The sequence below is a fragment of the [Pseudopropionibacterium] massiliense genome, from assembly GCF_900607225.1.
GTDB lineage: Bacteria > Actinomycetota > Actinomycetes > Propionibacteriales > Propionibacteriaceae > Arachnia > Arachnia massiliensis.
Genome location: NZ_LR027842.1, coordinates 309062 through 328457 on the forward strand (window position 1 = coordinate 309062; position 19396 = coordinate 328457).

Annotated in this window: 17 protein-coding genes; 10 read left to right on the plus strand and 7 right to left on the minus strand. The window is 67.3% G+C overall.

The window, feature by feature from the left end:
• Window positions 1-11 precede the first annotated feature (11 nt).
• The 3 genes from meaB to E0E39_RS01275 are packed head-to-tail and all read right to left on the minus strand — an operon-like array spanning window position 12 to window position 3280.
• Window positions 12-1031, minus strand: a complete 1020-nt coding sequence (gene meaB / locus E0E39_RS01265; RefSeq protein ID WP_130873124.1) for a methylmalonyl Co-A mutase-associated GTPase MeaB — start codon at window positions 1029-1031, stop codon at window positions 12-14.
• A 50-nt stretch (window positions 1032-1081) separates the two neighbouring features.
• Window positions 1082-2062, minus strand: coding sequence for an ATP-grasp domain-containing protein (locus E0E39_RS01270; RefSeq protein ID WP_130873125.1), 981 nt, complete (start codon window positions 2060-2062; stop codon window positions 1082-1084).
• 30 nt (window positions 2063-2092) lie between these two features.
• Window positions 2093-3280: a type III PLP-dependent enzyme domain-containing protein gene (locus E0E39_RS01275; protein ID WP_130873126.1), complete on the minus strand. Its 1188-nt coding sequence runs from the start codon at window positions 3278-3280 to the stop codon at window positions 2093-2095.
• A 226-nt stretch (window positions 3281-3506) separates the two neighbouring features.
• Between E0E39_RS01275 and E0E39_RS01280 the strand changes: the two genes are divergently transcribed.
• From E0E39_RS01280 to E0E39_RS01305, 6 genes are all read left to right on the plus strand, one after another.
• Window positions 3507-4112, plus strand: coding sequence for an acyltransferase (locus E0E39_RS01280; protein ID WP_130873127.1), 606 nt, complete (start codon window positions 3507-3509; stop codon window positions 4110-4112).
• The gene (locus E0E39_RS01285) at window positions 4109-5200 is read left to right on the plus strand and encodes a DegT/DnrJ/EryC1/StrS family aminotransferase (protein WP_130873128.1); all 1092 of its coding nucleotides are present in this window, start codon (window positions 4109-4111) and stop codon (window positions 5198-5200) included. Before E0E39_RS01280 ends, E0E39_RS01285 begins: the two co-directional genes overlap by 4 nt.
• Window positions 5200-6189 (plus strand): Gfo/Idh/MocA family protein, encoded by a 990-nt coding sequence (locus E0E39_RS01290; protein WP_130873129.1) that lies wholly within the window; start codon window positions 5200-5202, stop codon window positions 6187-6189. The genes E0E39_RS01285 and E0E39_RS01290 overlap by 1 nt, the downstream gene beginning before the upstream one ends.
• The gene (locus tag E0E39_RS01295) at window positions 6176-7717 is read left to right on the plus strand and encodes a DUF6056 family protein (protein ID WP_130873130.1); all 1542 of its coding nucleotides are present in this window, start codon (window positions 6176-6178) and stop codon (window positions 7715-7717) included. Before E0E39_RS01290 ends, E0E39_RS01295 begins: the two co-directional genes overlap by 14 nt.
• Before the next feature lie 93 nt (window positions 7718-7810).
• Window positions 7811-8251 (plus strand): GtrA family protein, encoded by a 441-nt coding sequence (locus E0E39_RS01300; RefSeq protein ID WP_165444589.1) that lies wholly within the window; start codon window positions 7811-7813, stop codon window positions 8249-8251.
• Window positions 8244-8978, plus strand: coding sequence for a glycosyltransferase family 2 protein (locus E0E39_RS01305; RefSeq protein ID WP_130873132.1), 735 nt, complete (start codon window positions 8244-8246; stop codon window positions 8976-8978). The genes E0E39_RS01300 and E0E39_RS01305 overlap by 8 nt, the downstream gene beginning before the upstream one ends.
• A 134-nt stretch (window positions 8979-9112) precedes the next feature.
• Here the strand turns inward: E0E39_RS01305 and E0E39_RS01310 are convergent, their stop codons facing one another.
• The 3 genes from E0E39_RS01310 to E0E39_RS01320 form a co-directional block, all read right to left on the minus strand.
• Window positions 9113-9382 carry an HU family DNA-binding protein gene (locus E0E39_RS01310; RefSeq protein ID WP_130873133.1) on the minus strand — a complete coding sequence of 90 codons (270 nt, stop codon included), beginning with the start codon at window positions 9380-9382 and terminating at the stop codon, window positions 9113-9115.
• Window positions 9383-9505: 123 nt separating this feature from the next.
• Window positions 9506-10846, minus strand: coding sequence for a UDP-glucose dehydrogenase family protein (locus E0E39_RS01315; protein ID WP_130873134.1), 1341 nt, complete (start codon window positions 10844-10846; stop codon window positions 9506-9508).
• A 152-nt stretch (window positions 10847-10998) separates the two neighbouring features.
• Window positions 10999-11829, minus strand: a complete 831-nt coding sequence (locus tag E0E39_RS01320; RefSeq protein WP_130873135.1) for an aldo/keto reductase — start codon at window positions 11827-11829, stop codon at window positions 10999-11001.
• A gap of 69 nt (window positions 11830-11898) precedes the next feature.
• Here E0E39_RS01320 and argS point away from each other — a divergent pair, with 69 nt between their 5' ends.
• The 4 genes from argS (at window position 11899) to E0E39_RS01340 (ending at window position 17516) form a co-directional block, all read left to right on the plus strand.
• Complete coding sequence (gene argS / locus E0E39_RS01325) at window positions 11899-13533, plus strand: arginine--tRNA ligase (protein WP_130873136.1); 1635 nt, start codon at window positions 11899-11901, stop codon at window positions 13531-13533.
• Between the two features lie 765 nt (window positions 13534-14298).
• The gene (locus tag E0E39_RS01330; RefSeq protein ID WP_342770207.1) at window positions 14299-15621 is read left to right on the plus strand and encodes an FtsX-like permease family protein; all 1323 of its coding nucleotides are present in this window, start codon (window positions 14299-14301) and stop codon (window positions 15619-15621) included.
• 10 nt (window positions 15622-15631) lie between these two features.
• Window positions 15632-16876: an ABC transporter permease gene (locus E0E39_RS01335; RefSeq protein ID WP_130873138.1), complete on the plus strand. Its 1245-nt coding sequence runs from the start codon at window positions 15632-15634 to the stop codon at window positions 16874-16876.
• 10 nt (window positions 16877-16886) lie between these two features.
• The gene (locus tag E0E39_RS01340; RefSeq protein ID WP_130873139.1) at window positions 16887-17516 is read left to right on the plus strand and encodes an ABC transporter ATP-binding protein; all 630 of its coding nucleotides are present in this window, start codon (window positions 16887-16889) and stop codon (window positions 17514-17516) included.
• Between the two features lie 151 nt (window positions 17517-17667).
• On the opposite strand, the gene E0E39_RS01345 is transcribed toward E0E39_RS01340, so the two are convergent.
• A complete protein-coding gene (locus E0E39_RS01345; protein WP_130873140.1) occupies window positions 17668-19257 on the minus strand; it encodes a glycoside hydrolase family 32 protein in 1590 nt (529 codons plus the stop codon).
• Window positions 19258-19396: the final 139 nt, after the last annotated feature.

Sequence of the window (19396 nt, forward strand, 5' to 3'; positions counted from 1 at the left end):
TCCGGAGGTCCTCACCCGGCGGTTGTCCCGGGGAAGGGGTGGCGGAAGGTGTGGGCGAAGGCCTCGAGGATCTCGGTGGATCCCTCCACCGCACTGATCCTCTCGGCCGCGAGGTCCGCCTCGACGCGGGCCGCGACCTCGCGGACCTCGGGGGAGGTGCGCAGCGACTGGATGATCTCCTGCTCCACCATGTTCCACAGCCAGGCGCGCTGCTGGGACTGGCGTCGGCTGACGAGTTCCCCCTCCTTCTCCAGGTCGGCGCGGTGCTTCGTGACCGCCTCCCACACCTCGTCGAGACCCGCCCCGGTGTAGGAGGAGCAGGTCAGAACGGGGGGGCGGCGTCTCGACGCGTCGCTGGAGATGAGTTTCATGGCGATGCTGAGTTCACGGGCGGAGACCCGGGCCTCGCCCTCGTTGTCGCCGTCGGCCTTGGTGATGGATATCACGTCGGCGAGTTCGAGGATGCCGCGTTTGATGCCCTGCAGCTGGTCCCCGGTGCGGGCGACGTGCAGGAACAGGAAGGTGTCGACCATGCCCGCGACCGCCACCTCCGACTGCCCCACACCCACGGTCTCGACCAGGACGACGTCGTAACCGGCGGCCTCCAGCACCAGCATCGACTCGCGGGTGGCGCGTGCCACACCACCCAGGTGCCCCGCCGACGGCGAGGGACGGATGAACACCTCCTCCCGCATCGCGAGGTCACCCATGCGGGTGCGGTCGCCGAGGATGGAACCGCCTGTGCGGGTCGACGACGGGTCGACGGCGAGCACCGCCACCCGGTGGTGGCGTTCCTCGATCAGCTTGATGCCCATCGCGTTGATGAAGGTCGACTTGCCGGCCCCGGGCACACCCGAGATGCCGACGCGGAACGCCCTTCCGGTGTACGGATTGATCAGCTGCAGCAGCTCGTGGGCCTGCGCCCGGTGTTCGGGCTTGGTCGACTCCACCAGGGTGATCGCCCTTGCCACATGGCCCCTGGATCCCTCAACGACCTTGGCCGCCAGCTCCGCCACATTGAGATTCCGCATGGGAGCCACCCTATCCCCCGGTCCCGTCGGGGAACGCGCCCGGGGACGGGTCAGCGTTCCGACAGGCCCTCGATACGGTGCATGATGACGCCGTCGTAACCGAGCATCGCCCAGTCGGACTCGTAGTCGCCGATGCGGGGTTCGTTCGCCCTGCCCTCGACGTTGTTGAGCAGCATCGACGGGAAGTCGACGCCGCACTCGTAGGCGTGTGGGTAGACACCGCCGAAGCGCGGATTGACCTCCAGGATCGACCAGCCCTCGGGGGTGGAGAACAGGTCCACGTCGATGGTGCCGCGGAAACCGCAGCGCGTCACGAAGTCCTCCACGAGGGCGAACAGGGAGTCGTCCTTGAACGACACCGACTTGTCTGCGGTGCCGGCCCGCATCCGTAGTTTCTTCTTCGCGAACATGGCCGCCACCCGGCCGGAGACCATGTCGACGTAGACGTCCACGTCGACCGGCTCACCGGGCAGGAACTCCTGGATGATCAACCCCGGAGTGGCGGCGAAGGCCGCATCGAGGTCGGATCGCGAGTCGATCCGCGCGATCCCCGCCGAGGCCGAACCCGTCCGTGACTTCACGAACAGCGGGAACTGCGCCACCCCCGCGTCGAGGTCGGCGTGGCAGGCGCCGAGGTCGATCCAGGACCGCGGGGTCGGCAACCCCTCCGCCGTCAGCCACTGGTACATCAGCCACTTGTCGAAGGCCCGTTCCACCACCTCGGCGGGGGAGATCATCACCGCCGTGCCGACCGCCTCGAAGTCGTCGACGTGTTCCGCCAGGAGGCTCAACTCCGGATCCAGCAGCGACAGCGCCACCGAGATGTCTTCGTCACGGCAGATGCGCAGGATGGTGGGCAGGTACTCGGGGTCGGTGATCAGGGGCACGACGTGGTGGCCGTCGGCCGCGTACAGCGCGGGTGCGAGTTCGGAGGCGTCGGTGGTGATGACGCGACCGCGACCCGCCAGGGCACGTTTGAAGTAGGTGACGGTCTGGACGCGGCTGCCCGCGGTGAGGATGAGGACGTTCATGCCCCGGTTTCCCTTTCGTCTCGTCTCCGGTCACTGCCAGGTGTTGCCGGCCAGGTATTCATCGACCCCCCAGCGCTGCCTGACGACGCTCAGCGAGGAATCGGCGTGCCGAGCATAGACCCGCGGCAGGTACTGGATGAACAACGGATTGAAGGTCATCGTGTAGGACCCCACCTTGTGGTAGACGATCCGGTCGCCCTCCCGCAGGCGCGGGGCGTCGGTGAGGGTCATGAGCCGGTCGTTGTCGAGGCAGGTGAACCCGGAGACGATCTGCGGGGCAGGGCACGGTTCACCGTCGCCGTGGATGGTGTGCTCGTAGGCCGATTTGCGCAGGAACGGATCGAGGTTGGTGCGCGACCCGTCGGTGACGACGATGACGTGGTCCTGCACCGGTTTGGTGTCGATGACGCTGGTGTGCAGCTCGAAGGGCACCGCGACCAGGGCCGCGCCCGGTTCGATGATCAGCCGGGTCCGGGCCGGATCGACGGCCTCCCCCAGGGCGTCGCGGATGGCGGTGACGTACTGGTCGGGGGTCGGGAAACGGTCCGAGTCGCCGCCGAAGAACCCGCCGCCCATGTCGATCCAGTCGAGATCCAGGCCGTGTTCCGCGATGATCCGGCGGGCGGTGTGGCCGGCGGAGACGTAGGTGTCGAGCGCTCGTGTCAGCGACGTGACGTGCAGGTGCAGGCCCGCGATTCGCACCCCCGCGGCGCGCATCTCGGCGATCGCGGAGTCGAGGTCGCCGTTGTCGGCGTGGAAACCGAAACGCAGCCCCGCCGATCCACTGGCGGTGTGGTCGGGGGCGTCGCGGTTCACGTCCCAGTTGACGCGCAGTCCCACCGCATCGACGCGTTTTCCGGCGGCGACCCGCTCGACCACCCAGCGCAGCTCGCGCCGCGAGTCGAGGTTGACCATCGCCCCCGCGTCGAAGGCCTGCGCGAGCAGCCCGGGGGTCTTGACGGGGCCGTTGACGATCACCCCGGCGGGATCGTGTCCGACGCGCAACGCCAGCTGCCACTCCTCCTCGGAGACCACCTCGGCGGGCACACCGTTGCGTCCCATCCACGCCACCAGCCACGGCAGCGAGTTCGTCTTCACCGAGTAGGACAGGACGGCCCCGGGCCAGCCGCGGTCGAGGGCGTCGCGGAACGAATCCACCTGCCGCCTCAGCAGGTTCTCGTCCACCACGAACGCCGGGGTCTCGATTCTGTCGTCCATCGCTGTCTCCTCGTCGGGGATCTCCTTCTGTGAAGATCCTACGAGCGGAGTGCGGTGACGCGCCTCCTCAAGGGGCGGCGCAATCCGGATGGGGACACCGGGTCGTTTGCCGAAATGCCGCGCCGCATGCCGGCAGATGTCTCCGCGGTGCTGTTCACGTGGTTATCGGGAAGCGTTCCTGAGGCTAGACTGCAACCCGGAAACACGTGATTGAGAGGCGGACCCCATGGCTGAACCCCGCATTCTTCCGTCGGCGGATCTGGATGACGACGTCCGGATCGGCGACGGTTCGTCGATCTGGCATCTCGCCCAGGTACGAGGCGGCGCCGAGATCGGCGAGAACGTGATCGTGGGACGGGGAGCCTACATCGGCAGCGGCGTTCACGTCGGGGACAACTGCAAGATCCAGAACTACGCCCTCGTCTACGAACCCGCGCACCTGGAGGACGGGGTCTTCGTCGGTCCCGCCGCGGTGCTCACCAACGACACCTTCCCGCGCGCCGTCAACCCCGACGGCACATCGAAGAGCGCCCACGACTGGGAGCCGGTCGGTGTGACCCTGAAGCGCGGCAGTTCCGTGGGCGCGCGCGCCGTGTGCGTCGCCCCCGTCACGATCGGCGAGTGGGCGACGGTCGCCGCCGGCTCCGTCGTCACCCGTGACGTTCCCGCCCACGCGCTGGTGGCCGGGGTGCCGGCCCGGCGCATCAAATGGGTGGGCCGCTCCGGTTTCCCCCTGGAGGAAACCGGTCCCAACACATTCCGTGACCCGCACACCGGCGACGAGTTCGAGCAGGTGGGCGAGACCCTCAACCTCGTAAAGGAAGCCCGATGACCCAGTCCTTCATTCCCCCTGCAAAACCGATCATCGGCGACGAGGAACGCGCCGCCGTCGACCGGGTGCTGCGTTCCGGCATGATCGCCCAGGGCCCTGAGGTGGCGGCCTTCGAGACCGAGTTCTCCGAGCACTTCAAGCTCGGCCGCGCCTGCGTCGCGGTCAACTCCGGCACCTCCGGTCTGCACCTCGGCCTGCTGTCCTGCGGGATCGGTGCGGGAGACGAGGTGATCGTGCCGTCGTTCACGTTCGCGGCCACCGCCAACTCCGTCGCCCTGACCGGCGCCACCCCGGTGTTCGCCGATATCTCCGCCGACGACTTCACCCTCGACCCGGCATCCGTGGAGGCCTCCATCACGGAGCACACCAAGGCGATCATGCCGGTTCACCTGTACGGCCACCCCGCCAAGATGGACAAGCTGCGCACCATCGCCGACTCGCACTCGCTGCTGTTGTTCGAGGACGCCGCCCAGGCGCACGGCGCCTCGCTGAACGGCACCCCGGTCGGTGCCTTCGGCGAATTCGCGATGTTCTCGCTGTACCCCACCAAGAACATGACCTCCGGTGAGGGCGGCATGGTCTCCTGCGCCGACGCCACCATCGAACGCAACGTCCGGTTGTACCGCAACCAGGGGATGCTGCAGCAGTACCACAACGAGGTCGTGGGCCTGAACAACCGCATGACCGACATCCACGCCGCCATCGGCCGGGTGCAGCTCACGAAGGTCGACGCCTGGACGAGGACCCGCCAGGAGAACGCCGCGTTCCTGTCGGTGAACCTGGAGGGCGTCACCCCGCCGCCGGTGGCCGACGGCGCCGTCCACGTGTACCACCAGTACACGATCCGCGTCCCCGAGGACCGCGACGGCCTGGCGAAGGCCCTGAAGGAGGAGTACCAGGTGGGCTCCGGGATGTTCTACCCCGTCCCGAACCACCGCCTGAAGCCCTTCCAGTCGCCCGTCGAGCTGCCGGAGACCGAACGCGCCGCCGAGGAGTGCCTGTCGCTGCCGGTGCACCCGTCGCTGAGCCGGGAGGACCTGGAGCGCATCGTGAACGCCGTCAACACCCTCGCGAAGGCCGGTGCCTGATGAGCAACCTGCGTGCCGGCCTCATCGGCCTCGGAATGATGGGGCGTCACCACGCCCGCAACCTGCGTGCCATCGACGGGGTCGACCTCGTCGCGGTGGCCGACGCCCAGGGCGACCCGCACGGCGTCGCCGAGGGGCTGCCAGTCCTGCCCGACATCGACGCCCTGCTGGGGCAGAACCTCGACTACGTCGTGATCGCGGCTCCCACCATGTACCACGAGGAGATCGGCCTCAAGGTGGCCGAGGCCGGCGTGCACGCGCTCATCGAGAAGCCCCTCGCGAAAACCTTCGAGGATGCCCAGCGCCTCGTCAGGGCGTTCGCGTCGAAGGGGCTTGTCGGGGCCGTCGGCCACATCGAGCGCTACAACCCTGCGCTGCAGGAACTGCGGAAACGCCTCGAGGCGGGCGAGCTGGGCGACCTGTACCAGATCTGCACCCGCCGTCAGGGGCCGTTCCCGGCGCGCATCGCGGACGTCGGGGTCATCAAGGACCTCGCCTCCCACGACATCGACCTGACCGCGTGGGTCACGCAGCGCGACTACGAGCTGGTGGCGGCCCGCACCATGTTCAAGGCGGGACGCGAGTACGAGGACATGGTCTCGGCCACCTGCCAGCTGTCGGGCGGCCTGATGTCCAACCATCTCGTCAACTGGCTGACCCCCGACAAGGAGCGGTTGACCATCGTGACGGGTGAGAAGGGCATGTTCAAGGCGGACACTCTCACCGCTGACCTGACCTTCTACGCCAACGGCCGCATCGCCACCACGTGGGACGACATCGCCCAGTTCCGCGGCGTCTCCGAGGGCGACGTGACGCGTTTCGCCATCGCGAAACCGGAGCCGCTGCGCACCGAACACGAGAACTTCCGCGACGCCGTCCTCGGACGGGACTCCGACGTCGTCACGCTGGAGCAGGGAGCCCAGGTGGTGCGGGTCTGCGAGGCGATGATCGAGTCGGCCGCCACGAATCAGTTCGTTGACGTCCGCTGAACCTGACGCGTGCGGTTCCCGGTCCCGGTGGCTCGTCGCAGGGGCGGCCGGGGCCAGCGTGCTGGCCTGGTGGTTGCTGCATCGCTGGTGGTTCATGTCCGGCGACGACTATCTCCTGATCACGCAGGCAGGGGACGTCGCCGGGAGGTTCTCGTTCGGCGACTGGCTGAGGTTCCTGGCCCACGAGTGGGGTGAGGTCAACGGGCGCACCTCCGACAGCCTGCTGCGCGCCGTGCTGCGTCCCGGCCCGTGGTTCTATCCGCTGTTCGCCCCGCTGATGCTGACAGCCACCGGCCTGGCCGTGGGTGCCTGGCTGGCGGCCACCCGCCCTCGCGGGGATCGCGCATGGCTCTACCCGGTGGGGCTGCTGGTCATTCCCTTCCTGCTGTGGCTCAACCCCTCGTTCTCCGGCGACGCCGTGTTCTGGACGGCGGGGGCCATGAACTACGTCCTGCCTCTCGGTGCGGCGGCTGCGGGGTTGGCCGGCATGGTTCGGATCCTCGACGGTGACGACCCGCCATGGCGGTGGGTGATCCTCACCGCCGCCGGGTTGGCGTTGACCGATTCGCTGCACGAGGTCGTCTCGGGTGCGCTGGCGGCCGTGGCCTTCGTGGTGATCGTCACCGCCCGAGGCAGACTGTCCGGCAAGGCGTGGGCGCTGACCGGTACCTCCTTGGCAGCGTTCGCCGCCCACATGTGTGCCCCCGGTCTGTGGCTGCGCAGCGGACGCGTCACGGCCGTCGCGGAGGCGGGATCCACGGTCGAGCAGCTGCTGCACGCCGTCGCCGTCTCCTTCACCGTGCTGTGGAGCCGCACGGCCTGGATCTGGCTGGGGCTGGCCGTGGTGCTGGTGTGGCTGGCGGTGACCACGCGAGGTCGGCACCGGGTGCCGTCGGCGGCGGCCGTGGGGGTGGGCCTCCTCGGTCTGGTCGTCGGCTTCTACACCCATCGTGCGCCCGCCGGTGATGATGCCGGGCAGATGCTGCCCCCGGGGATGGTGCCGTTCGCGACGCTGCTGCTGGTGGCCCTGCCCGTGGTGTTCCTGATGGTGTGGGTGGCGCTGGCTCATGATCGCGAACGACTCGGGTGGGTCCCGGTGATGTCGTGGGCGGGATTCGTCGGTTCCAACGTGTTCGTCCTCGGCAGCGGTGCGTCCGGGGATCGGGTTCACTTCCTGCCGGCCGCGCTGCTGTTCATCACCGTGCTGTCACTGGTGTCCGCCCTGACCCGGGAGCTGGTGGGTCGGGTGCGTGCCGGATTGGTGGGGGTCACCTGGGTGCTGCTGGGGCTGCCCGCGGTGATCTGGGCCGACAGCGCATGGGTGGGGTTGCAGGCCAATCAGCGTTTCGTCGAGACCGAGATCATTCAGCCCCTGAAGGCCGCGGCGCCGGGCAGCAGCGTTGTCGTATCCACCAACCTCCCGGCCCCACAGATGTCCTACGGTTTCGCCTTCCTCATGCCCCGCTACGAGGAGGCCCTGAAGATCTACCACGACCTGCCCCGGGACCTTCACATCACCAACCCGTGATCGGACTGACGGGGCCCGTGTCCGTGGGACTGGGCTAGACTTGGTCGTCGTTCCGCTGGGAGATCGGGCCGGGGGCCTTGGCGAAGGATTGATTTGAGTATTTCCAGGATCCTCAACAGTGGCGCATTGCGCTATTTGGTGGCCGGGGGCCTGGCCTTCGCCTTCAACGTTCTGCTCCTGAACGTCTTCCGGGAGTTTCTCGGGCTTCCCACGAGCCTCTCCGCGCTGCTGGCCTTCTGGGCGTCCTTCTTCTTCACCTATTGTCTGCAGCGTCTGTTCGCCTTCCGTTCCGAGGCATCGGTGCGTGCGTCATTGTTTCGCTATTCGGTTCTCGTCGCGTTCAATTCCGTCGTCGTGGCGTTGGTCGTGACCGTGTGTCACGACCTTCTCGGCCTGGGGTTGGGTTCCTCCCAGCTCGTCGCCACCGCCATCACCACCGCGTGGAACTACTTCGCCTACAAACACTGGGTGTATGCGAGGCGCTCGCCCGCAACGGGAAAGTCGGATCCGGTGGAGGTCGGCGCGGGTGAGTGACGTCATGCCGGGGCTGTCCATCGTGGTGCCCGCGCACAACAGCGGTCCGCGCCTGCGGGAGACGCTGCGGCAACTTGCGCGGGAACTGGGCCGTGACGACATCGAGGTCATCATCGTGGAGAACGGGTCCTCCGACGACACCTGGGAGGTCGCCGAGGACCTCGTCCGAGGTTCCTGGGGGTTTCCCGTCCGGGTTCTTCGATCCGATGTGGGGCTCGGCGCCGCCTACCTCAAGGGGGTCTCGGAGGCGAGGGGCGACGTGGTTCTTCTCACCGCCGACGACCTTCCCTTCGGCGTCACCGACATTCGTTCCTGGGAATCGGTCGGCGACCCGGCTGCCCTGGTGATCGGTTCGAAGGCCCACCCGGACAGCACTGTTCCCAGGTCTTTCCCGCGAACCGTCATGTCGTGGGGATACCGTCTCCTGCGGCGGGTGATCCTGGGCATGACCGTGGGGGACTGTCAGGGAACCCTTTTCGTGGACAGGGAATGGTTGCGACGTCGTATTCCGTTCCTCCGGGAACGCGGCTATCTGACGAGCACGGAAATTGTGTACCTGGCGCAGCTGGACCGGAAACGTGTCGTCGAAGTTCCCGTTGTTCTCCACGCCGGTCACGCGAGCGGCAGAACCCGGATCAGAACATCGGATGTCTGGGACATGGCATTCGGACTTCTTCGGCTTCGTCGGCGTCGCCGGGAATTTCTCGCCACGGCGAAGGAGTCATGAAAGGGGGCCGGGTCCTCACGAGCCGCCTGGGGTGCTGAATCCTGCGTAAACCATTGCTGATGTGTGCAGCAAGCAAATGAGAAGTGCCCCACCCGGCTGGGTGGGGCACTTCATGCAGCCCGTGCGAAGAAGAATCAGAGAGCGTTCTTCAGAGCGCTGGCCGGGGTGAACTTCGCGACGCGGCGAGCCGGAATGGTCATGGCCTCGCCGGTGGAGGGGTTGCGTCCCTCGCGCTCGGCGCGCTGCGTGGTGGAAGCGGTGAACACACCGGGAAGCTGGATCTTCTTGTCGGCGACGAGCGCCTCGGTGATAACGGCACCGAACGCGTCGAGCGCGGCCTCGGCCTGTGCGTTGGTGAGCCCGGCCTTGGCCGCTATGGCCTGGATCAGTTCACGCTTGGTCATTGTGTCTCCTTAAAGAATTTGAGTACGCAAACATACTTTGACCGATCTCGGGGGGATGTCAAGCCGGGACGCACCGAAACCTTCAGATATGGCCGTTCGGACGGCAGGAAACCACCAGATCGGTTACCAGATGGAGACTCCTCGGCCCATTCCGTAATATCTCCAACCGGATTCCTGCCACAGCGCGGGGTCGAGCACATTCCGGCCGTCGATGATGGCGGGGGAGGCGACGATTCCTCTCAGCTCCACCGGGTCCAGACGGAGGAATTCCTTCCACGGGGTGAGCAGCAGCACCGCATCCACCCCTGTCAGGGCCTCCTCGACGGTGTCGCAGACCCGCATCTCGGGTTGGCGTCGGCGCAGTTCGGGCCCGGCCGCCGGGTCCACGACCCGCACGTCCGCGCCGCGCGCCCACAACCGGGAGGTGATGTCAAGAGCGGGGGAGTCGCGCAGGTCGTCGGTGTCGGGTTTGAAGGTGATTCCGAGCACCGCGATCCTGCGGCCCGCCAGCCGTCCCCCCACCGCTTTCTCCGTGAGCGTGACGGCGTGGTCGCGGCGGCGCAGGTTGATGGCGTCCACCTCGCGCAGGAAGGTGAGGGCCTGGTCGATGCCGAGTTCCCCGGCTCGTGCCATGAAGGCCCGCAGGTCCTTCGGCAGGCAGCCGCCACCGAAACCGATACCCGCCTGGAGGAACTTGCCCCCGATCCGGTCGTCGTGACCGATGGCCTCAGCCAGTCGGGTGACGTCGCCGCCGGTCGCGTCGCACAGCTCCGCCATGGCGTTGATGAAGGAGATCTTCGTCGCGAGGAAGGCGTTGGCCGCCACCTTCACCAGCTCGGCGGTGGGAAGGTTCGCCACCACCAGGGGGATGTCCTCGGCCAGCATCGGCGCGTAGCAGGTGTCGAGGATCGCCTTGGCGCGCTCCCCGGCCGAGCGGTCCTCGGGCAGGCCGTAGACGATGCGGTCGGGGTGGAGGGTGTCGGTGACGGCGTGTCCCTCGCGCAGGAACTCGGGGTTCCATGCGAGCAGGAGATCCTTGCCGCTGGCCTTCAGGCGTTCGGTGAGTCGCTGGGCGGTGCCGACCGGAACCGTCGACTTGCCCGCCACCAGCACCTGGGAGCCGGGCCGGGGGATGACGTGTTCGACGACGGTGTCGATGGCCGCGTCGACCTGGCCGAGGTCAGCTCCGAGCCTGCCCGGCAGCTGCGGGGTGCCGACCCCGATGAACACCAGGTCGGTGTCGGCGAGCCGTCCCGGGTCGGTGGTGAACTCCAGCCGCCCGGCCGCGACACCCCGGGTCAGGATCTCGGGGAAACCGGGCTCGTGGAACGGCGCCTCGCCCCGCGCCAGCCGGGAAACCCTGTCCCCGTCCACGTCGAGTCCCACGACGTCGTGGCCGATCTCCGCCATGCAGGCCGCGTGCACCGCACCCAGGTAGCCGCAACCGATCACCGCAATCCGCATGCGCTGAGGGTAGCGGGTGATGCCCTCAGGGCTTCCACGGCCGGGCCCGAAACGGTCGTGTCGAACCCCCGTGAAGCTGGTTGAGCCGGCATGCTCGTTCCTCGCGGCCCGGCCCAACCGGCTTCAGGCCGGGGATCGGCCCGGGGTGACCCTCAGACCATCTCCAGGGTGGCGGGGTCGGGCCCGAGACGGTTGCCGACGTTGAGCGCATCGAGGGCGGCGCGGTCCTCCGCCGACAGTTTCACGTCGAGGGCCGCGAAGTTCGACTCGATCCGTTCGGGGGTCTTCGACTTCGGGATCACGACGAACCCGCGGTCCAGGTGCCACCGGATGACGACCTGCGCGGGGGTGGCGTCCAGCCTTTCGGCGATGCGGAGGACGACGGGATCCTCCAGGTCGGCGGACTGCCCCAGCGGCGACCAGCTCTCCACGGCGATCCGCAGGTCCGCGCAGTGGTTGATGAGGTCGTCGGGCTGGAAGGTGGGGTGCAGCTCGATCTGGTCCACCACCGGGGTGATGCCGGTCTCGTCGACGATGGTGTCGAGATGTTCGGGCAGGAAGTTGCACACCCCGATGGAGCGGACCAGCCCCTCGGAACGGAAGTCGATGAGCTGTTCCCAGCTTTCCACGTACGTGCCGCGTGCGGGGCAGGGCCAGTGGATCAGGTACAGGTCGACGTGGTCGAGGCCGAGTTTCTCGAGGCTCTGTTCCAGGGCGGGTCGGGCCAGGTCACGCCCCTGGTCCTTGTTCCACAGCTTCGTGGTGACGAAGATCTCGTCGCGTGGCAGCGAGGACGCGGCGATCGCGCGTCCCACACCCACCTCGTTGCGGTAGATGGCGGCGGTGTCGACGTGCCGGTACCCCACCTCGAGGGCGTGGCTGACTGCGGCGGTGGCTTCGTCGTCGGTCATCTGCCACACCCCCAGGCCGAGCTGGGGGATGGAGTGGCCGTCGTTCAGTGCGATGGGCGGAGCGCTTGTCATGACCCCAATTGAACACCTTGGTGGAAGAGGGCGTCACCATCCTTGGTGAAGGGTGAGAGAATGTCCCCCATGCAATCGCTGCCTGCCCTACTCGATGCCCGTCTGCGCGCCGTTACGGGGGTGGACCCGGAGATGCGGCCGGCCACGAAACCCCAGTTCGGGCACTTCCAGTCCAATGTGGCGCTGCGCCTCGCCAAGGAGCAGAAACGCCCTCCCCGGGAGGTTGCGGCCGGCATCGTCGAGCAGCTCGACGTCTCCGACCTGTGCGAGCCCTTGGAGATCGCCGGGCCGGGATTCATCAACTTCCGGATCCGCGCCGACGTGCTGGCCCAGGCGGCCACCGCCGTGCTGGAGGACCCCCACCACGGGTTGAGCCGCACCTCGCACCCGCAGCGGGTCGTCATCGACTACTCGGCGCCCAACGTCGCCAAGCAGATGCACGTCGGGCACCTGCGCACCACCATCATCGGCGACTGCTTCAACCGGGTCCTCACCGCGCTCGGACACGAGGTGATCCCGCAGAACCACATCGGCGACTGGGGCACCCAGTTCGGGATGCTGGTCGAACACATCATCGAAGCGGGCATCGACGTCACCGCCCTCGACCTTCCCGGGGCCGAACAGCTCTACAAGGACTCCAAGAAACACTTCGACGACGACCCCGATTTCGCCACCCGCGCCCGCGCGCGCGTCGTGAAGCTGCAGGGCGGTGACGAGGAAACCCTGGCGATCTGGCGGCAGCTGATCGCGGTGTCCCTGGCAGGTTTCAACGCCGCCTATGAACGCCTCGGGGTGCTGCTGACCGACGACGACCTGGCGGGCGAGTCGACCTACAACGACGCCCTCCCGGAGGTGGCCGCCGACCTGGCCGAGCGCGGCATCGCCGTCGTCGACGACGGGGCGCTGGTGCTGTGGGTCGAGGGTTTCGACGCGCCTCTGATCATCCGCAAATCGGACGGCGGCTACGGCTACGACACCACCGACATGGCCGCCATCCGGCACCGGGTGCGCGAACTGAGGGCCGACCGGATCATCTACGTCACCGACGTGCGTCAGTCGCAGCACTTCCAGGAACTCTTCGAGGCCGCCCGGAAGGCCGGCTACCTGCCCGACGACGTCGAGGCCCAGCACGTCGGCTACGGCATGGTGCTCGGTCCCGATTCGCGCCCGTTCAAGACCCGCGACGGCGGGACGGTGTCGCTGACGAGCCTGCTCGACCTGGCGGAGCAGGAGGCCTCGCCCGAGATCGCCCTGGCGGCCATCAAGTACGCCGACCTGTCGGGTGCGATCCACAAGGACTACGTCTTCGACGCCGAAAGAATGGTGCAGACCACCGGCGACACCGGACCCTACCTGCAGTACGCGCACGCCCGGATCTGCCAGATCCTGCGCAGGGCCGAGGCGGAGAACATCGGCTGGGGTGCGGTCGTGGTGCTGGAGGAACCGGCCGAGCAGACCCTCGCGCTGGTGCTGAGCCGTTTCGGTGAGGTCGTCGACGAGGTGGCCCGGGCCCTCACCCCCCACAAGCTGTGCGGATACCTCTACGAACTGGCCGGGGCCTTCTCGGCCTTCTACGAGGCCTGCCCGGTGCTGCGCTCCGAGGGGGAGGTGCGTTCCTCGCGCCTGGCACTCGCCGCCGCCACCCGCGAGGTCCTCGCCCAGGGCCTCCACCTCCTCGGAATCGAGGCTCCCGACCGCATGTGAGGTCCCACCCCAAAGGTGGTTGAGCCGGCCTGCTCGCTCTGCGAGCTGATCGTGTCGAAACCTCTTGCGCGTGTTCTGGGAGCTTGTGGTCGGATCTGTTTGTCGGCTTCCGGGCGGTTTCGACTCAGCCGTTCGCTGGCGCTCACGTGCTGGCTCAACCGGCTTCGGGGAGGGGCGCTCGCGGCCCGGTTCGACCGGCTTGTGGTGTGAAATCTCGCGAGCCCTACGCATGTTCTTCTCCGACCGCTGGCCGTGGTGAATCGGTCTGTCGACCCGGTTTTGCGGGGCGACTCCGACCGTGGTCCGACCCTTGTCGGTCGCGACGGAGGGCGACCTGTCCCCGAGGGGCCGCTGGGCCCCGGTTCATCGGGGTTCAACGGGGCAAGACCTGGGTTGTAGAAGGCAATTCGGGTGTTCTATTCGTCCCTGATTCGACAGCCGGATGCGGTGCTAGGCTCCCAGCCAGATCGTGAGCGATTCCGACCAGCGGGATGACCGGGTCAGCGGACCGAAGAAAATTCCTCTGTCCCGATGGGATGTGAGAATGCCCGGGAAATCCCGGAGGCGCACATTCGACGAATGTCCGTGGAGGAGACGCACGCGGATCTGGAATCTGTCGGAGCCGACTTGTGCGGCTGATGGAGGTCGCGTGGATCAGGGCGTTCTGAAACGCGCGACCCGGGAGTGAGCGGGAGAGAAACGAATATGCGGGCCCTGACCTGTGCGTGGCGCTTCGTGGTGCGGAAAAAACTGAAGACGTTGATAATGTTCGGTATTTTGCTCTGTCTGGCGACGGTCATGCTGAGCATGATTGCCGTGAAGGGTTCCACCGACGCGGCGGCGTCACAGGTCGGTCAGCAGCTGAAGGCCGGTTTCACCCTGGAGAACAACCGGAAGAACAACTCCGGCACCCCGCGGGGCAACGGTGTCGTCAAGGCAGCCGACATCGACGCCGTCAAGGCCGTGCCCGGGGTGAGTGACCACCTCCGCCGCATGTCGCTGACCGCCGACCTGGTGGGGGCGACGCCGCTGAAACTGCCCAACTCCCAGCACGACTACGACGCCCAGAAGGAAAAACTCTTCGGGAACCTGGTGGGCGGCTACGGGGAGAACAACACCGAACTGGACGTGAACTTCCGTTCCGGCAGCCTGAAGCTGAGCCAGGGACGCCACGTCAACGAGTCCGACGTCAACAAGGCGATCATTCACGAGGCCCTCGCCAAGGCGAACGGTCTGAAGATCGGCGACAAACTCAAATTGAAGGGGAACCCGAACGACGCCGACAACGTGAACAAGTCCACCGAGGAGGTGGAGGTCGAGATCGTCGGCCTGTTCTCGGGTGAGAACATCAAAGCCGCCCGGACGCGTGTCGAGCTGGTGCAGAACACCGTCTACACCGACGTGACCACCGCGAAACAGGTCGCCAAGTACGAGGACGGCAAGGAGATCTACACCGACGCCACCTTCTTCGTGGAATCCGCCGGAAAACTCGACGAGGTGATGAAGCAGGCCGGTCAGCTGGGGGTGGACTGGAAGAACTTCCAACTCTCCAAGACCAACCAGATCCTCGCGGGGGTCACGGGCACGGTGCAGAGCATCTACAGGCTCGTCGACACGATGGTCGTGGCCACGGTCGTCTTCGGCGTGGTGGTGCTCTCCCTGGTGCTGTGGCTGTGGGCCCGGGAGAGGCGGCGCGAAACCGGCATCCTCCTGGCGGTGGGAGCCTCGAAACCGGGGATCGTGACCCAGCACATCCTGGAGCTGGTGCTGATAGCGATCCCGGCCTTCGGGGCGGCGTGGTTCGCGGCCCAGGGCGCGGCCCAGTTCATCGGCAACCAGCTGGTCTCCCAGGCCGCGAAGTCGACGTCGAAGGAAATGGCCGCGCAGCTCGGTGGCGGCGGCCTCGGCGCCGACAACGAGTCGGCCCTGTCGGGCAAGACCCTCGACCACGTCCAGGTGATGCTGGACACCGGGCAGTGGGCCCTGGTGTGTGGGATCTCGCTGGCGCTGGTGTGCGTCGCGGTGCTGATCGCATCCATCCCGGTCCTGCGGGCCAGGCCCAAGGCCCTGCTCACCCAGCTGTCCTGAGGTGCCTGCGATGTCATTGCTGAAACGCGCCTGGCTGTCGGTCAGCAGGCGAGTCGGGAAGAGCGTGGTACTGCTGCTCATCATGACGGTGATCTTCACCGCCCTGGTGGCGGAGGCCAGCGTCCGCGGCTCCATGCAGGCCCTCCGGGAAAACGTCAGCCGCGGGGTGCCCGCAGGATTCGTGGTCCGCCCCGGCAGCGGGGACCTGAGCCCGGCCGACGCGCAGTCCGTCGCCGGGGTGCAGGGGGTCACCGCCCACAACTACGTGCGTGACCTCACCGCCACGCCCTCGGGCCTCAAGCTCGTCGAGATGCCCACCAGCGGCGTGGAGCTCTCCGGTGACGTGGCGCCCGAGGCGGGTGTGAGCGGGGTGACCCGCAGCGACCTGATCCAGGGGTTCGCCGCCAAGCAGTACACCCTCGTCGAGGGCCGCCACGTCGCCGACGGCGACCAGAACTCCGCGATCGTCCATCAGGAACTGGCGGCGAAGAACGGCCTCAGGGTGGGGGACCGGGTCACGCTGAACCGCGACGGGAAATCCGTGACCGTGACCATCGTCGGCCTGTTCACCGGAACCAACCAGAAGGCGTCGCTGCCGGCGGAAATGGCGGAGAACACCTTCTACACCGACCTCGCATCCAGCGGGGAACTCGCCGCCGGGCAGGGACTCACCGAGGCCCACTACCTGGTCACGAGCGCCGACGAATTGAACGCGACGATCACCCGGGCCAAGGGGCTGACGCTGCCCTGGGACACCCTCCAGGTGGAGGACAACGCCAAATCCTTCGCCGGGGTGCTCTCCGGGATCGCCACCGTCGAGGGGCTGCTCAACCTGATGCTGGCGGGAGTGAGCCTCGCGAGTGTCGCGATCCTGGTGTTCGTGCTCGTGTTCTGGGTGCGGGGAAGGATCCACGAGATCGGGATCCTACTGTCGGTGGGCACGTCCAAGGGAAGGCTGCTCGCGCAGTTCCTGATGGAGCTGACCGTGGTTGCACTCGCCGCGGGCGTCCTGGGGGCCCTCGCCTCCGGGCAGGTCTCCCGCATGCTCGGTGAGTTCGTCGTCGGGCAGGCCGCGGGAACGGAGGACGGCCGCTCCGGTCTCAACGTTTCACCCCCCGGTTTCGCCGCCGCCACGGTGTTCGACCTCGGACGCGCCTGGCTGCTCGGCTACGCCGTCGTCCTGTTGTCGGCGGTGGTCGCAATGATCCCGATGCTGCGGCTCAGGCCGAAGCAGATTCTCTCCAAGATGAGTTAGGAATTCACAGATGAGCGTTCTCGCGTTGGAAAAGGTCAACTACGCCTACGAGAAAATGGCACGGAAACTCCTCGAAAACGTCACCATCGAGTTCGAGGAGGGCAAGTTCTACGCGATTCTCGGTGGCTCCGGGGCGGGCAAGTCCACACTGCTCGGGCTGCTCGCGGGGCTGGACGTCCCCACCAGCGGGAAAATCCTCTGCAACGGGAAGGACATCTCGGAGGAGGGACTTCCGAAACACCGCAAACGCAACGTGTCGCTGGTGTTCCAGAACTACAACCTGATCGACTACCTGACTCCCCTGGAGAACCTCCGACTGGTGAATCACCGGGCGGACGCCGAGGTGCTGGAGAGGATGGGCCTGGAGAAGGAGGAGATCAACCGCAACGTCATGAAACTCTCGGGCGGGCAGCAGCAGCGGGTCGCGATCGGCCGGGCCCTGGTCTCCGACGCCCCCGTGATCCTCGCCGACGAACCGACGGGCAACCTCGACGAGGACACCGCCAAGGACATCATCGACATCCTCAGGACCGCCGCACACGACGAGAGGAAATGCGTGATCGTCGTCACGCACAGCAAACAGGTGGCCAGGGCCGCCGACGTCGTGCTGCGGCTCAGAAACCGGAAACTCGTGGCCTGACGGTGGGTGGTTCCCGCGGTGGCTCTCGGCATCGTCCGACCGCGGAACCACCCCGCATCCTCGGTTCTGGCGCCGTCGCGGCGGGACCACGAGCAACCGGAAGCGGCCGGGATCCGTCTGCCCGGATCCCGGCCGCCCACATCAACGCGTATCAGAGTGACAACGGGGTCACGGCCCCCGAGATCACCGTCGCAGTACCCTTCGCACCCAGGGCGAGTTCCTGGGCCCGGGAATCATTGAACACCAGCAGTGAGCCCACCGGGGCGCCGTCGTCGACGAAGACCTCCACGCTGGAGTGGTCGACGTAGACGTGCAGCCGCACCCTGCCGTCGACGGGGTGGTAGGCGACCTCACGTCTCAGGGCGAACTGTGCCGTTCCACCGTCACGTCCCGGAACGGTCGCCAGGCCACCGGCGGTGCGGTCGAGGTAGAAGATGCCCTCGGCGGGCATCACCCCCACCCGCACATCCTGGAGTGTGCCGTCGATCTCGCCGCGGCACAGGCTCAGCCATGCGTCGCTCGCCCCGGAGACGTCCAGCGTCAGGTCCAGTTCCACGACCCGGCCGGTGCCCAGTCGGGTCGTCGTGTCCGTGGCGGACACCCCGCCGATGTCCGCTGCCCGGCCCCGGAGCGCATCCAGTTCCTTCACCGGTTGTTGCAGCAGGAGCCGTACCCCGTCCCGGGTGGTCAGCGTCAACTCGCGGGGGATGCTCATCTGGTTCTTCCAGCCCTCGGTGGGCATCGAGTAGGGGTAGGCCCAGTTGCCCATCCATCCCAGCCAGATGCGGCGTCCCTCGACCTTCTCGAAGGTCTGGGCCGCGTAGAAGTCCTGCCCGGCGTCGGTGAACCGGATCCGGTCGTCCTCGGGGAAGAACGTGGAGCCGTCGAAGTCGCCGATGAAGTACTGGGCCGTGGAGCCGTGGGTCTCGGCGTTGTCGCCGATCGACATCGTCAGCACCCAGCGGGTCTGCCCGGTGGAGACGTCGTCGATGGGGAACAGGTCGGGGCACTCCCACACTGCGGCGTGGGATCCCTTTCCCTCCCCGAAGTCGCTGGCGTGGGTCCAGGACCGCAGGTCACCGGAGCGGTACACGGCGATGCGGTCGCCGAGGGAGACCACCATCACCCACGACTTGGTGGGTTCGTGCCAGAAGACCTTCGGGTCGCGGAAATCCTTGCGTCCCTCGTTCGGAATGACGGGGTTGCCGTCGTACCGTTTCCAGGAGCGGCCGCGGTCGGTGCTGTATGCCAGGGACTGCGCCTCGCCGCCCTCGGTGGAGGTGTAGATCGCAACCATTCCCCCGCCCGGAACCAGGCCGGAGGTGTTGGCGCCGTCGTCGACGCAGCTGCCGGACATCGCAAGACCGAGGGCGTCGTGTTCGAGGGCGGTGCCCAGCCGCTCCCAGTGCACCATGTCGGGGCTGACGGCGTGCGCCCAGGTGCCGTCCTGCTGGTGGAACAGGTGGTACTCGCCCTGGTGGAGGATCAGGCCGTTGGGATCGGCCAGGTTCCCGCTGGCGGGGGTGTAGTGATACACGGGACGGAAGGGATCGGCCTGGGCAGTGGCCTCCGGAGGGATGTGGGACGTCGGGGTCGGTGAGAGGGGGCCGGACGCGGTGGGGGTGGCGGATGGAGGCGAGGCTGTGGCGTCATCCTGGCCTCGGGAGCCGAGAACGAGCGCTCCGGCTGTCGTTCCGACACCGAACAGCAGGGCGCGACGACCGTACTTTCCACTGATCATGTCCCCATGTCTACTCCACCACCGGTTCACCGAGCCCGGAAGCTGGTTGAGCCGGCCTGCGAGCGTCGGCAAGTGGGTCGTGTCGAAACCGTCCCGCCCCGAAGCTGGTTGAGCCGGCCTGCGAGCGTCAGCGAGTGGG